The sequence below is a fragment of the Desulfosarcina sp. genome, assembly GCF_033791525.1.
Lineage (GTDB): Bacteria > Desulfobacterota > Desulfobacteria > Desulfobacterales > Desulfosarcinaceae > Desulfosarcina.
The window spans coordinates 1-14,350 of the sequence record NZ_JASJGN010000184.1; the positions used below are offsets into that span (position 1 = coordinate 1).

The 14,350-nt window shown below is 52.3% G+C and carries 13 protein-coding genes; 8 read left to right on the plus strand and 5 right to left on the minus strand.

What is annotated here, in order from left to right; translation table 11 throughout:
* From pilQ to QNK41_RS08730, 4 genes are all read right to left on the minus strand, one after another.
* On the minus strand, positions 1–1,539 hold a 1,539-nt coding region (gene pilQ / locus QNK41_RS08715; protein WP_319255800.1), incomplete at its 3' end, for a type IV pilus secretin PilQ.
* Positions 1,540–1,560: 21 nt separating this feature from the next.
* The gene (locus tag QNK41_RS08720) at positions 1,561–2,085 is read right to left on the minus strand and encodes a hypothetical protein (RefSeq protein WP_319255802.1); all 525 of its coding nucleotides are present in this window, start codon (positions 2,083–2,085) and stop codon (positions 1,561–1,563) included.
* Positions 2,086–2,120: 35 nt separating this feature from the next.
* On the minus strand, positions 2,121–2,645 hold the full coding sequence (locus QNK41_RS08725) for a hypothetical protein (RefSeq protein ID WP_319255804.1): 525 nt from the start codon (positions 2,643–2,645) through the stop codon (positions 2,121–2,123).
* Positions 2,646–2,685: 40 nt separating this feature from the next.
* Entirely contained in the window at positions 2,686–4,551 is a 1,866-nt protein-coding gene (locus QNK41_RS08730) for a hypothetical protein (protein WP_319255806.1), read from the minus strand.
* Positions 4,552–5,107: 556 nt separating this feature from the next.
* Here QNK41_RS08730 and QNK41_RS08735 point away from each other — a divergent pair.
* The 6 genes from QNK41_RS08735 to QNK41_RS08760 all read left to right on the plus strand — a co-directional run bounded on the left by QNK41_RS08735 (position 5,108) and on the right by QNK41_RS08760 (position 11,788).
* The gene (locus QNK41_RS08735; RefSeq protein WP_319255808.1) at positions 5,108–6,031 is read left to right on the plus strand and encodes an adenylate/guanylate cyclase domain-containing protein; all 924 of its coding nucleotides are present in this window, start codon (positions 5,108–5,110) and stop codon (positions 6,029–6,031) included.
* Positions 6,032–6,154: 123 nt separating this feature from the next.
* Positions 6,155–6,649, plus strand: a complete 495-nt coding sequence (gene ispF / locus QNK41_RS08740) for a 2-C-methyl-D-erythritol 2,4-cyclodiphosphate synthase (RefSeq protein WP_319255811.1) — start codon at positions 6,155–6,157, stop codon at positions 6,647–6,649.
* 25 nt (positions 6,650–6,674) lie between these two features.
* A complete protein-coding gene (gene cysS / locus QNK41_RS08745) occupies positions 6,675–8,111 on the plus strand; it encodes a cysteine--tRNA ligase (protein WP_319255813.1) in 1,437 nt (478 codons plus the stop codon).
* A 6-nt stretch (positions 8,112–8,117) separates the two neighbouring features.
* A complete protein-coding gene (gene uvrB / locus QNK41_RS08750) occupies positions 8,118–10,112 on the plus strand; it encodes an excinuclease ABC subunit UvrB (protein ID WP_319255815.1) in 1,995 nt (664 codons plus the stop codon).
* Between the two features lie 288 nt (positions 10,113–10,400).
* Positions 10,401–10,748 carry a hypothetical protein gene (locus QNK41_RS08755; protein WP_319255817.1) on the plus strand — a complete coding sequence of 116 codons (348 nt, stop codon included), beginning with the start codon at positions 10,401–10,403 and terminating at the stop codon, positions 10,746–10,748.
* Between the two features lie 173 nt (positions 10,749–10,921).
* Positions 10,922–11,788, plus strand: a complete 867-nt coding sequence (locus tag QNK41_RS08760; protein ID WP_319255819.1) for a rhomboid family intramembrane serine protease — start codon at positions 10,922–10,924, stop codon at positions 11,786–11,788.
* A 211-nt stretch (positions 11,789–11,999) separates the two neighbouring features.
* Here QNK41_RS08760 and map read toward each other — a convergent pair whose 3' ends face one another.
* On the minus strand, positions 12,000–12,890 hold the full coding sequence (map, locus tag QNK41_RS08765; protein ID WP_319255821.1) for a type I methionyl aminopeptidase: 891 nt from the start codon (positions 12,888–12,890) through the stop codon (positions 12,000–12,002).
* Between the two features lie 644 nt (positions 12,891–13,534).
* On the opposite strand from map, the gene QNK41_RS08770 reads away from it, so the two are divergent.
* On the plus strand, positions 13,535–13,885 hold the full coding sequence (locus QNK41_RS08770) for a hypothetical protein (protein ID WP_319255823.1): 351 nt from the start codon (positions 13,535–13,537) through the stop codon (positions 13,883–13,885).
* 5 nt (positions 13,886–13,890) lie between these two features.
* Complete coding sequence (locus tag QNK41_RS08775; protein ID WP_319255825.1) at positions 13,891–14,073, plus strand: hypothetical protein; 183 nt, start codon at positions 13,891–13,893, stop codon at positions 14,071–14,073.
* Positions 14,074–14,350 lie beyond the last annotated feature (277 nt).

Here is a 14,350-nt window from a genome sequence, read left to right on the forward strand (position 1 = left end):
GGGCGCCACGGTCACCGTTGGCCGTTTTTTCAAAATATGGGGCGTAATAAATATTAAAAGTTCATCCAACTGCCGGTTCTTGGATTCACCCTTAAACAGATATCCGAGGCCTGGGATGTTTCTAAGCCAGGGTATGCCGTAATCGAGATCTCGGTCGGTCTGTTGGTTCAGCCCACCAATAACGGTGGTCTGGCCGTCGAAGACGACCACGTTGGTTTTGGCATATTTAGTAATCACGGTTGGATTTCCTCTCACCGTTCGCGTAAAATCCGGTTCATCCTTATTGGTAATGATGTCCAGCCTCAAGGTGTCGCCTTCAATGACATGGGGGGTTACCTCCAGGCGAAGCACGGCCTTTTTATATTCAACCTGAACTTTGTTGTCGTCTACGCTCTGGTAGGGGATTTCATCACCCGCTTCAATAATTGCCGTCTGGTTGTCCAGCGTGGTAATAGACGGTTTTGACAAAATATTTAATACGCCGTCCTCTTCCAGGGCATTGATTTGGGCGGCGAGCAACAGACCGCCGGACTGGACAATCGCGCCCAGGGTAAAACCGGAACCGGCAATCGCTGCACGTGAAAGGTCTGCCGGAAAGTTCGAAACCACGCCTGACGACGGATTAACTGGATCTTCGCCGGTAATGCCTATAGCATCACCGGTACTGGATGTAACCCAATAATCGTTTCCTGTGTACAGGCCGCCCCATTGAACCCCGAGTTCCCTTGCCGTTTGGCTGGTTGCTTCGATGATATAGGTCTCGATGAGCACCTGGGCAGTGGGTTGATCCAGTTCGGTAACTATTGCGAGGATCCGTTCCAGGTCGCTGCGGGTGGATTGGATAATCAGCGCATTGTTGTGTTCATCCAATAAGACCGATCCTAGTGTCTTTCCGTTATCCGCTTCCGTCAGAAAATTTTCCAGATTGGTTTTCAGCTTGCCGGCGTCAGCGTAATCGACGTGGACGATCTTGGTCAGCAGCGGCTCGGAAAGCTCCATTTGCCTTCGCGTGGACAGAATTTTCTGGTCCGCCTCCAACTGGCGGACGATATTGGCTTTGTCGTCGAGGGTGATGATGCGGAGCAGGTCGCCCTCCCAGGCGTAGGAGAGACCGTGAGTTTTCAGTATGCCTTCAAACACTTGATTCCATGGGAGTTTGGCTACGTTTAGGCTAATGCTCCCCTTGACCGAGTTGTTGATGATAATGCTCATGCCCACGGAGCGCGCCAGCGCCCGTAACAGCACAGAGATCTCCGCCTGGTGTATTTTAAGGGTGACCGGCTTGTCGGGCAGCGGTTTATCGATTGGGTTTTCCACCACCACGGTTTTATCGGACGGTGGCGGGCTTTCCGGCATATCGATGATACGATGCTGTTCAGGCGGTGAAAACCCTCTGGAGTCGGCTGCCCTGGCCTGCCACTGATCGAAAAAAGTCTCTTTTTTCTGAGTTTTCTGTTGGGCACATCCGGACAAGCAGAACAACAGAAAAAGGGTGGCCAACACGAACGATAACCATTGGTGACGATGATTGGATGACATGGGGCTCCCTAATGGTCTATCCTATTTACGGGTAATGGCTTCGTACTCCATTAATCTTAATATGATGACACCCGGTGTATGTTGTTTGCCGATTTCCACCTGATGCGGATGGATGCGGCGAACGTAGTGTCCCTGGCCATCGATGGCTTCCCCCGATGCGTACTCTATCCCATTGATAATAGCCAGACGCTGAGTCCCGACTTCCAGAAAACCGGTGTAAACCAGGTTCATCTGCGTGTCAGCGGTGCCGGTTTCGTTATCCGTAACCTCACGCTGCTGGGTATCCGACAGCATGGTGTCGTTTTTTAAAAATGGATCCTTTTCCCATTTGCGTTCGGCACTGCGTATGGTGAACAGATCCTTGGTCAAAGTGGTGTCCTCCCTAAGTTTTTGGATGACTTTCTGGGCAAATTCGAGGGCCGAGACGTCAGGCTTTTTTTCAACGCCCAGCCGACTGTCGGTCATCACTGGACCCAAATACAGATAGACACCCAGCAATACGGTTGCCGCCATAATGGAGACGATAATTTTTTCCCGTCTATTCATCGATACCAAAATCCTCATCGTGCGCTTAACCGAAATCAATGGTGCAATAGCGACACGGAGAGCTTGATCCATTTATTATCTTCTGCACAGCGGACCTGGATTTTATGAACCCGGTCCACAAAAGACTGCTCCACGATAGTGTTGATCAGCGGCTGAACATTTAAAAATTCACCTCGGAAAATGACATCTACCATCAAAAGCCCGTTTCCCTGGTCAAAGGTCTGTGCATCAGGGGTCACACTTTCAAGCGTCAGTCCGGCGGTATTGGCGATATTTTGAAAGATTAGAGTCAGTCGACCGGTGTTACCGATATCCAGCGCCGTTTTTTCAGGAGATTTCAGCAGTGCCGACGGCGCGAGTCGTGCCTGATCAACCAGCTTGCTGTAAATGGGAGATAGTGCCTGTCGTAGGGCAATTTCTCCGTTCAGCGCGGATATCTGCCGGTCGTAGTCCTTCATGTTGCGATAGTTTGGGTATATCACCAGAACCAGAAAGGCCAGCAGGCCGAAGGCGCAAAGAATCACTAGAATGGGACTGCTTTGGCTTTTCGTGTCGGCCATCGTATTATCGCACCGGTCCTTTTTTTTCACCGGATGTCGGTTATGCGAGTTCGAATTGGATTGAAAACCGCAGAACCTGTCGGTCATCCAAGAACTGAAGCCGCTTGTTTTTGACAACGGGCTTTTTGAATAGCGGTGAATCATCAATGGTGAGCATGAAACCCGCCAAATCCGTTTCGAAGTGGATTTTGTCACCCGTGACGACGCCTTCAATCGCCAATGACGATTCTGTTTTTGTTTTTGATTTCGGCAACGGTGCATCCATATCGGCACTCAAGGCTATCAATTGAATATTTTCCGGTGTGAGGTGGATAACCTCTGCCATGACCGCGGAGCTGTGATAACGCTGGCTCAGGGTGGTGATTAGGCCTCGTTTCTGGTTCACCTTTGCATAGAGGGCCATGACCAGATTCTGTGTCAGCGGCACATTGAAGGCGTCGCGCTTTTGGATCAAACGGTCCACCTCAGCGGCTTTTACGGATATGTGGTGTTCCTGCCACAAAAAGCCGCATAACAGCAACGCCAGAAAACCGATGCTGGCGGCAGAAATACCGATTCGAATCTGACGCGACCGGTTCTTTTTTTCCCGATGACGATAGGTGAAAAGGAAATTGGGGGTCAGTTCGTTCGAGGATAGTCCGATCCCTATCGCCGGAACGAAACTCTCTTTTTCCACCGCAAGGTCCGGTATTTTTACTTTTTGGGTAAAGGTATGCGGATGGGGAAACGGGTTCAGAATACTGACCGGCACACCCAGTTGAGATCCGATGTGTGAAATGACTGTTGTGTTGGCCGTCATTTTTCCGGAAATGAGAATATCGCTAACGCCGGATCGTTTAAAATGCAGGGAAAAATGGGCGATGGTGCGCTCCACCTGCTTGATCAGACGATCGATGGCGGGAAAGATGGTCTGGAAGATATCGACAGGCTTACCATCTTGAGTTCGTGTGACGCTATCTGCGGTGCTGTCGGCATCCAAAAACCGGAAAAAGTCCTCCTGGGCGGCGGTATAATACTCATCTTTTTCTTCGGCAGGGCCACCGTCGTGGTCCGCCATGACAAGCGCCGGCGGCATGTCGCTGGGTGAGGGGTGTCGATATTGTTCGGCGATGGCATCGATCATGCTGTGCATACCGGCCTTGATGCCCCGTGAGAGAATCAGGTCACCATTGACGTAAATGGTGATGCGTGACCAGTCCCGGCCAATGAAAAGGCAGCAGGTGTTCTGCCCCGTCTCCTGAACGATACCTGTCTTCAACAGGTTTTGAATGGCAAAGGGGACGATCGAAATGCCGGTAAGCGGATAGCCGGTGCTGCTGAACAGCTTCTTCAGGGCTTCCGTCTCGGCAATGGGAATGGTAAATGTCATGACTTGGGTTTTGTTCATGCCATTTTCATTCACATCGCCCAATATCCTGAAATCAAGCAACATCTCTTTGTCGCTGAAAGAGACTTCCTTCGAAAAGGTCCAGAAAACCGCGTTGGGAATCTGTTTTTTAGGCAGTTTGGGGATTCGGATGCACCGGGTTTCCACTTTTGCCGATGTCACGCAACACCAGATATCATATCGTTTCAGGCCAGTACAGAATCGGGTCAATAGGGCAGCCAAGGCCTTGGCCAGGCGTGGCGTATCGAAATTTTCGGCCTGCTCGATGTCGATGGTACCGTAGTCCAGAAGCTCAAAGGACTTATCCGAGTTCCGGTTGATCTTGGCGATCTTGATGCAGCGGTTGCCGATTTCAACGCCGATTCCGATGGCTTTCTGGAAAGTCAGAGCACTCAGCAATCCCGTTTTTTGGGACGGTGCGGCAGCTTCGGTTGGGTTGGAAGTTGACTGGGGGGGAGTATTGTATCGAATCAGATCCAGCAGTTTTTCAGTGGAAGAAATCTCGTCCTTTCGCACCAATTCAGTACTCCGTATCGATATGGCTGTCGTGTGTCGAAAACGCGGTTCAGTTTATTATTGATATCGCCACGCAAACGATAAACTTGAGAAGGATTAAGACTTAACTTCAGTTGGTTGGAAAAGAGATCCTTTTCCTATAGCGTCCAGGGACATTGCGGCAAGAGCTGCGCAAAGCCGATAACACATTCAAACGGTTACAATTTTGAACTATTTCACCGGTGTTTGTCAAGGCCTATAAGTCAGCGTCGATGGGGCTTATCATTTTTTTATTATTGGATATTTGCCGGATCGTTAGGGGACATTCCAGCTTTGGGCAATCCCAATTGAAACCCGTTCGTCCGATACTGGAAACATGAAAATTCTACCGAATAGCGCATTAGTTCTTGAAAAAAAGTGATCTGCCTTCTATTTTCATCAGGACGATGGCCCTGGAAAAATTGCCGTTGCCAGGGTATTTAATAAGTTCTAAAGCGTTGGCAAGACCAATCGGACTGCAATTCCACCGTGAGTCGGCAACAAGATAAGCTTGCGAGCAACTTTTTCTGGAAAGATGGCTATGAAGATGCCCAATCGTTCTGTCCGCTTGACCGACCACATGATGCTGATCGGCTTTATGCTGGCGGTGGTCTACTGGATACTTGACTCCATTTTGTCTATTTTTACCAGTTACGGCAACCTGCTCGAACAGATTCTTGGCGTAAACCTGGACGAGGTATGGACGCGGATCATCGTTCTGTGCCTGTTTGCCATTTTCGGTTCTCATGCGCAATACACCATCAATGAGCGGAAAAAAGCAGAAGCCACGCTCGAACGTGATGCTGCCACCCGCGAACGATTTCAACGCCTGCTCTCACCGGATCTTGCCGAAAGGGTCGTTTCCGGCGAACTGAAGGTTGAAAAGGGTGGTAGCGACCGGGTCGCAACAGTCCTTTTTGTTGATATTCGCGGTTTTACCACAATTAGCGAAAACAATCAGGCCTCTGAAGTACTGCGCCTTCTCAATGAGTACTACGAAGTGTTGGTAGAAGTGGTGTTCCGCCATGAAGGAACGGTGGATAAATTCATTGGTGATGAGATGATGGTGATCTGGGGGGCGCCTGTCGTTCATCATAACGATCCCCACCGTGCCGTGATCGCTGCACTGGAAATGAAAAACGCCCTCGCCGAATTCAATCGAAAAAGCCCCGATACGGGTCGTCCGGAAATCAAATTCGGAATCGGGATCAATACCGGCAATCTCATGGCGGGTTATATCGGTTCTTCACATACCATGAGCTACTCGGTCATTGGTGACACCGTCAATACAGCCGCCCGACTGTGCTCCGCCGCACAGCCTGGCCAGATTCTGGTCTCCGAAAATACGTGGAACCAGGTAAAAAAGCGATTTGATGCCAATCCTTTGGGTCAAATTCAAGCCAAAGGCAAATTCAAACCTGTCAACGCTTTCGCCGTCACTGGAGAAAAACCACTCCCCGGGTGATGATCGTTCACTTTTTCCTCGTGTGTTTTCAGATTAATCTATACCAGGTGTCGCTTTACGGCGGATGCCAAGTATGCTAAGAAGCCTGCTCTTACGGTTACCTGAAACGAATGTTGCCTCATTATGACACGTATCGGATTGGGATATGACATTCATCGGTTGGTGCCAGGCAGAAAGTTGGTGCTAGGCGGAGAGACCATTCCTTTTAAAAAGGGGTTGCTGGGGCATTCAGACGCCGATGTATTGGTACATGCCGCCTGCGATGCGCTTTTGGGTGCGGCGGGGATGGGGGACATTGGCGACTGTTTCCCCGATACGGATCCCCAGTACCTCAATATATACAGCATCCATCTGTTAACGGAGGTATACCGCCGGATAACCGCATCCGGATTGACGTTGGTCAACATGGATGTCACCGTGTTTGCCCAGGCGCCCCGCATATCGCCTTACAAAAACCGGATGGCGCTCCGGATGGCTGACAGTATGTCCGTGAATAAACGGATGATCAACATCAAGGCCACGACCACCGAAGGACTCGGGGCCATCGGCCATGGAGACGGCATTGCCGCCATGTGCGTGGTCCTGCTTCAATCCACAACGCCGGAAACCGGCAACTAAACCCATCGCGCGAGGTCCCCGACTGATGGTTATGCGTATCTACAACACACTGACCAAATCAAAAGAGACATTTGAACCGGTGGTGCCCGGTCAGGTCAAGATATATGTGTGCGGCCCGACCGTTTATGACTCATGCCACGTGGGCCATGCCCGCTCGGTGGTCGTGTTTGATGTGGTGGTTCGTTACCTGCGGACCAAGGGTTATCAGGTCACCTATATCCGCAACTTCACAGATGTAGATGACAAAATCATCAACCGGGCCAACACGGTTGGCATGGATGCGCTCCAACTGGCGGAAAAATATATCAACGAATTCCACCGTGACATGGATGCGCTCAATGTCATGCGGGCCGACCGGGAACCGAGAGTCACGGAGCATATCACCGACATCATCGACATCATCAAGAACCTGGTGGAAAAAAAAGCCGCCTACCTGGTCGACGGTGATGTATTTTTCGCGGTGGAGACCTTCAAAGAATATGGCAAGCTGTCCGGTCGCAAATTGGCCGACATGGTTGCCGGCAGTCGGGTCAAGATCAACGAGAACAAGCGCAACCCCTTTGACTTCGTGCTTTGGAAAGCCGCTAAACCGGGTGAACCGTCTTGGCCAAGCCCCTGGGGTGAGGGGCGTCCCGGATGGCATATCGAATGCTCAGCCATGAGCAGCCGGTTTCTCGGTGAGACCTTCGATATTCACGGAGGCGGCAAGGACCTGATCTTTCCCCACCACGAAAACGAGATCGCCCAATCCGAAGCCGCCCACGGTAAACCGTTCGCCCGATATTGGATGCATAACGGGTTCGTGAATATCGACAACGAAAAAATGTCCAAATCCTTGAACAATTTTCTGATGATCAAGGATATCGTACAAGCCTACCATCCCGAAGCGGTTCGCCTGTTTCTGCTCTCAAGCCATTATCGCAGCCCCATCGATTTTTCTGACCAAAATCTGAAAGAATCGGAAAAGGCGCTGGAAAAAATATATGGTGTGCGCAAGCGTCTGGATCAGGAAGCCGGGTTTACCGACACAGACCGTGCATCGACCTCCAGCAACTACTGGCCGGTCTTCTGTGAAGCCATGGACGATGACTTCAACACGGCCAAAGGTGTCGGGATCTTGTTTAATTTGGTTAAAGAAGCCAACCGGATACTGGATGAGGAGGGGCGGTCTCTGGAAGCCACGCGCACCTTGGCAGCCCTGACCACCGATCTGATGCGAATAGGCAGTATTTTAGGGATCCTCCAACAGCCGTGGCAATCTTATTTTGAGAAACGGGCCACCAGCCAGCTCCAGAAAACTGCGGTCTCTGTCGAAACGATCGACGCACTTGTGGCTGAACGTGCCGCTGCCCGCACGAACAAAGACTGGAAGCGGGCAGACGAGATCAGGGACCAGCTGGAAGAAGCCGGAATCCTCCTTGAAGACAAGGGCGACGGAACCCATTGGAAAGTGGCCACCTAATTTTACATGTCATCTTTTAAGCTCGTATCCGAATTTACACCCTCCGGCGACCAGTCCCAGGCCATCCATACCATCTCCGAACAGATCCTCAGTGGCACAAAAAGCCAGGTCCTCTTGGGCGTTACCGGTTCCGGCAAAACTTTTACCATGGCCAATATAATCGCCACGGTCAATCGGCCGTCGCTGATTCTGGCGCCTAACAAAACCCTGGCGGCTCAACTCTACAACGAATTTCGCCACCTGTTCCCGGATAATACCGTCGAGTATTTTGTCAGCTACTACGACTATTATCAGCCGGAAGCCTATATCCCCACTACGGATACCTACATCCAAAAGGATTCTTCCATCAATGACCTGATCGATAAAATGCGCCACTCAGCCACCCGCAACGTGCTGTCTCGATCGGATGTGGTAGTGGTGGCCAGTGTCTCCTGCATTTTCGGTTTGGGTGCACCGGAGGATTACCTCTCCATGCGCATCGACATCACGTCCGGCATGGATCTGCCCCGGGAACGGCTGCTCTATCAGTTGGTGTCCATCCACTACCAGCGCAACGACATGGATTTCCATCGCGGTGTTTTTCGGGTGCGCGGAGATCGGGTGGAAATTTTTCCCGCCTACGAGGAGGACAAGGCGGTTCGCATCGATTTTTTTGGGGATGAGATCGAAAATATCTTCGAATTCGATCCGCTGAAAGGAACCACCCTCAGACACCTGGACGAGGTCACCCTGTTTCCTGCCAGCCACTACGTGACGCGCAAATCGACGCTCGAGCGGGCCACCAAAACCATTGTTCGGGAACTGAAGGATCGTGTCGATTATTTCCGGAATGAAAACAAGCTCATTGAAGCCCAACGCATCGAAGAGCGCACGCTATTCGATCTGGAAATGATCCAGGAGATTGGTTACTGCAACGGCATCGAGAACTATTCCAGACACCTGACCGGCCGTCTGGCCGGCCAACCGCCACCTACGCTGCTCGATTATTTCCCCAAGGATTTCCTCATTTTCGTGGATGAAAGCCACATTGCCGTATCCCAGATTCGGGCCATGTACAAAGGAGACCGTTCTCGCAAAACGACATTGGTCAACTATGGCTTCCGGTTGCCGTCGGCCCTGGACAACCGGCCGCTCAAGTTCGAAGAGTGGTCCAAACGCGTCCACCAGGTCGTCTATGTGTCTGCCACCCCGGCAGAGTACGAACTGACCGCCTCGGAAGGCCGGGTGGTGGAGCAGATCGTCCGGCCCACTGGACTCGTCGACCCGGTGCTACATGTGCGGGGAGCCCGCAATCAGGTGGATGACCTGTATGGAGAAATTCGGGATCGACAGCAGCGCGGGGAACGAATTCTGGTGACCACGTTGACCAAACGAATGGCTGAAGACCTCACCGACTATTATACGGATCTGGGGCTGTCTGTGCGATACATGCATTCTGATATCCCCACCATGGAACGCATGGACATCATCCGGGATTTGCGCCTAGGCAAGTTCGATGCGTTGATTGGTATCAATCTGCTGCGGGAGGGACTGGATATCCCTGAGGTTTCCCTGGTGGCTATTCTGGATGCGGACAAAGAAGGCTTTTTGCGCTCCAAGCGTTCACTGATTCAAACCTTCGGCCGTGCGGCCAGAAACATCAACGGCACCGTGGTGCTTTATGCCGACCGGATCACCGCCTCCATGAAAGCGGCAATCGAAGAAACCAACCGGCGGCGGGCCATCCAGCAGCAGTACAATGAAACGCACCACATCACCCCGCATACCGTACATAAGGCCATTACGGATATATTCGACCAGGCCTATCAGTCACCGGAAGGCGAGCCGATGCAGGTGGCTGAGGTGCCGGTCGGCTACGGCCCGGAGGATGACATTGAATCCTTAATTCGTGATCTGGAAACCCAAATGCAGATTGCAGCCAAAGACCTGGCCTTTGAAAAGGCCGCCTTGATCCGAGACCGGATCAAGGCACTTCGAAAACGGCTGCTGTTTGAATCATGATGAACTCGTAAAAAGTCGCATTTCCGACGGGTTCGTAAAAAGCCCGAGATCAAGGCTTGCGGGCCGCGATAGCGAGCTTGAGCGAGCGAACAATAAATCGATCGCCATCCATTCGGCGAACATTCATGTTCCATCCTGAGGAATTACGGTACTCCGCAGTGACGAAGGATGAAGCGTAACGCAGATATCGGGCTTTTTACGAATCTGTCAAACTTGACGGCGAAGTGCTTTACTTTTCTTCCAAGGGACTTATAATGCAACCACCTTAAATCGTTGAAGGAGAGATAAATGATCGACCAAATCGACCTCCCCAAGAATCTGATGGGTTCTTTCAAGCGCGTTTCGCGGCGGATTCCTGTAGATCTGAGAAAAGATGAGACGCTGGTTAAAACGGTAGTGGACTACCTCCAACTGGGTGGAGAGAAACTTGCCCGCCAGGCGGTTGAAGCCGCCAAAAAGACCTATGAGCTGGAAGTGGCGCTAAGAAGAAAAAAAGCCCGGGAAGAGGCGCTTATTCGCGCTGCCGAGGCACGGCTGGCCGCAATCGATGAAGCCTCCGGTAAAAAATCGGATGACATTGATGATGATGACGATGACGACAACGACGATGACGACGACAATATACAAGACCGTTGACCCGCGAGACTGATAGCGACCTGCGTAACAATCGTAAGCCGTCGCGCCACCCGCCACGTTTAAGATTTTAAAAACCACAACCCCTGTTCCGTTAGGATGCTCGCCTGATGTGCATCGGCTTTACCTTCAGCCGCAGTTTTTAACCCGTGGGGCATAATTTTTCCAGGTCGCCGATGGTCACCGTATTTAACTCACTCAACCAGGAACAGGCGAATGCCTTCAGCCTGGTCCTGAATTCGTCAGGAATTGGCAATCGGGTGACCCGCTCAAACGATGGGTTCCGCATCGATGTACCGAAATCCTATGCCGACGCCGCCCGGGATGTCATCTATCGTTATCAGACTGAAAACCCGAACGCCGAAGATGATGGTTCGGTCTCCCGCGGCCACCCGGCACACAAAAACCTTTCCGGTATTGCCGTAGCGCTTCTGCTGCTTTCTATCCACCTGGCCGTCTCGGCCAGTTCCGCGCCTGATGATTATATTGCCGTTTTCGGTGCCAATGCCAGCCGCATTTTGGGCGGTGAGATGTACCGGTGTACCACTGCGCTCCTGCTGCATGCCGACGCCGCGCACATTGCCGGAAACATGGCCGGGATGGTGCTTTTCGGAGGTGCCGTATGTGTGGTTACCGGCTCTGGTGTCGGGTGGCTGATGATACTGGCCAGCGGTATTCTCGGCAACCTGATGAACGCATTGGCCTATGAAACCGGGCACATGTCCGTGGGCGCATCGACAGCTGTCTTCGGTGCAGTGGGCATCCTGTGTGCGTTTCAGGCGGTGAACACCGCACGAACGGGTAGGGGGTGGAAACGAACGGCCCTGGTTTTTGCGAGCGGTCTGGCACTGCTGGCGTTCCTGGGAACCAGTGCCCGAAGTGACGTGGGGGCTCACCTGTTCGGGTTTTTATGCGGTGTGCTGATGGGGGGCGCCTATCGGTTGTGGATGGGGCAACCGCTGGGAATGAAAGGGCAGGTGATTTGCGGCATCACCAGCGCATCTACCATACTATTGTCCTGGATTCGGGGGGTCATGAACTAACGTCCAACCAGAAATAGCATCTTGGGAACCCGTATCTGCGTTCTCGGATGATTAAAATCCTCGACGTAGCGCTGCTACGCCTCCGGTTTCAATCATCCTGCGGTCTTGATCCGGGCCCCCAACCTACCATTTCTGGTTGGACGTTATGACTTTTGGTATTGGGCCCGGTTTTTAGGGGGATCGTATTCGCCGGGGTCAAAATATTCCGGGGCTACAGCGGGTAAGGGGTGAGGCTTTCAACGCCAGATTCGGTGACCAGCAGTGTCTGTTCAAACTGGGCTGAGAGGGATCCGTCTTTGGTAACCGCCGTCCAACCATCGTCAAGGACAACCAGTTCTTTTTTGCCCAGGTTAATCATCGGTTCGATGGTGAACACCATGCCTGGCACCAGCCGCACACCGGACCCAGGTTTGCCGTAATGGGGGATCTGGGGGGCTTCGTGAAAATCGACGCCCACGCCATGGCCGACAAACTCGCGGACCACCGAACACCCTTGCGCCTCAGCGTAAGACTGAATTGCATGTCCGATGTCGCCAACGGTGTTGCCCGGCCTTACCACGGCCATGCTTTCGGCCAGGCATTGCCGGGAGACATTGACGATCTTTTGGGCATCTGTACCGGGGGTACCCACAAAAAAAGTCTTGCTGGCATCAGCGTAATAGCTGTTCAAAATGGATGTGACATCCACATTGACGATATCGCCATCCTTGAATGGTCGATCTCCGGGAATCCCATGGCAGATCACTTCGTTGATGCTGATACACACACTCTTGGGGAAGCCACGATAATTCAACGGAGCGGGAATCGCGCCGTGCCGGATGGTAAAATCGTATACCATTGTATTGATTTCATCGGTGGTCATGCCCGGCCGGATGTGAGGCGCCACCAGATCCAGGGTTTCGATAACCAAGCGGCCGGCCCGCCGTATGCCTTCGATCTGTTCGGGCGTTTTAATCTGGATCCGGTGCTTTTTTGCGTATTGCAGATCCGATGGCTTCGTCGACGGGGGATTGTTGAGACAGCAATGCTTGTATTTTTTCCCGCTGCCGCAGGGGCAAGGGGCGTTTCGGCTGATTTTCCCGGTATCACTTCTATTTTTCACAACTTGACTCCTCTTTTTGCCACCGGGTTCGCTTATATGGCTACTGGCGCTAATATGTATGGATATGTATCGGAATCAGCCAGTGGCTGTCAAACCATAATGTCGATAAAAAAGGCGGCCGATTTGGCCGCCTTTTTCAATGAAGAGGAGCGGAGAGGAGTCAAGCGCACCCGTTTCTTTGCGCTTGATTATCATATCGGCCGTGGCGACAAATACTTGAGGTTTTTTTTATGGTCGGCCGTGTTTGATGGTCTCATAAAAAGTCACATTTCCGACGGATTCGTAAAAAGCCCGAGATCAAGGCTTGCGAGCCGCGAAAGCGAGCTTTAGCGAGCGAACAGTATATCGATCTTCATCATTACGGCGAACATTCATGTTCCATCCTGAGGAAGGAGGCGTACTTACGGTACGCCGCAGTGACGAAGGATGAAGCGTAACGCAGATATCGAACTTTTTACGGATCTGTCAGTGTTTGCCTGTTTGAGAACCAGTGACGCTTGTGGTATGAACCGCCAATGCGGTGATTTGCCCGGCTGCCTGCGACTGGGGCCCGGGCTAACCGAAAAATAAACCCTGGCGGCAGAACTTTATAGCCATGCGGAAGTTTATCGCCGTCAAACCAGTTTGCTTGTGACAGGAGGCGGATGATGGCCAAGTCGGACAGTGAATGGAATAAACGCGTTTTGTGCAGTGATGGTAACTGCATCGGCATTATCGGTGCCGACGGCCGTTGCCGGGAGTGCGGCACGCCCTATGACGGCGAGGTGCCTTCGCCTGCGGTTGAGACCCATACGGATGATGACGGCGTGGACAGCATACCTGCGGATCAGCAGATGACCGTGGAAGACGCGCCTGCCGATGATTATGCGGCGGTCGGCTCGGAGGGCTCCGATGAATCCTGGGAAAATCGAACCCTGTGTACCGATGAGAGCTGCATCGGCGTTATCGGTCCCGACGGTCGCTGCAAGGAATGCGGGAAACCCTACCCGGGATAACATCTATGGGTCGCAACCAGAAAACAGACCTCGCCTTGACCGACGCGTTGGACACCGTTTCAGAATTCATCCGGCAGGTGACCGGCGTTGAACCGACCCCTGCAGAGATCGCTGATGCCCTGACCCGCTATTTCGTGATGAACGAAATCAAGGACCACATATTGATGCTGCGGGAAGACGCCGAATGATACCTTGTCATTGATGAATTCGTATAAATTTGCATTTTAGAAGGTTTTGTAGGAAGCCCGAGATCAAGGCTTGCAAAGCCCGAGAATACCGCTATCGCGGGTGCCGTAGGCAGCGTACATAAGGTACGCCGCAGTGACGAGGGATGAAGCGTAACGCAGATATCGGGCTTCTTACGAATCCGTCAACCTTGAACCCGCTATGCCCAGGTCAGCAGCTCCGGCCGGAACCGGATCCATGCGTCGGCATTGGGAGTCACCCGGACGGTGAACCCGTATC

Excerpts from the sequence above, each read along its gene's own strand:
- QNK41_RS08720 (WP_319255802.1), bottom strand. The coding sequence starts at position 2,085 with ATGAATAGACGGGAAAAAATTATCGTCTCCATTATGGCGGCAACCGTA.
- QNK41_RS08725 (WP_319255804.1), bottom strand. The coding sequence starts at position 2,645 with ATGGCCGACACGAAAAGCCAAAGCAGTCCCATTCTAGTGATTCTTTGC.
- QNK41_RS08735 (WP_319255808.1), top strand. The coding sequence starts at position 5,108 with ATGAAGATGCCCAATCGTTCTGTCCGCTTGACCGACCACATGATGCTG.
- ispF (WP_319255811.1), top strand. The coding sequence starts at position 6,155 with ATGACACGTATCGGATTGGGATATGACATTCATCGGTTGGTGCCAGGC.
- cysS (WP_319255813.1), top strand. The coding sequence starts at position 6,675 with ATGGTTATGCGTATCTACAACACACTGACCAAATCAAAAGAGACATTT.
- uvrB (WP_319255815.1), top strand. The coding sequence starts at position 8,118 with ATGTCATCTTTTAAGCTCGTATCCGAATTTACACCCTCCGGCGACCAG.
- QNK41_RS08755 (WP_319255817.1), top strand. The coding sequence starts at position 10,401 with ATGATCGACCAAATCGACCTCCCCAAGAATCTGATGGGTTCTTTCAAG.
- QNK41_RS08760 (WP_319255819.1), top strand. The coding sequence starts at position 10,922 with ATGGTCACCGTATTTAACTCACTCAACCAGGAACAGGCGAATGCCTTC.
- QNK41_RS08770 (WP_319255823.1), top strand. The coding sequence starts at position 13,535 with ATGATGGCCAAGTCGGACAGTGAATGGAATAAACGCGTTTTGTGCAGT.
- QNK41_RS08775 (WP_319255825.1), top strand. The coding sequence starts at position 13,891 with ATGGGTCGCAACCAGAAAACAGACCTCGCCTTGACCGACGCGTTGGAC.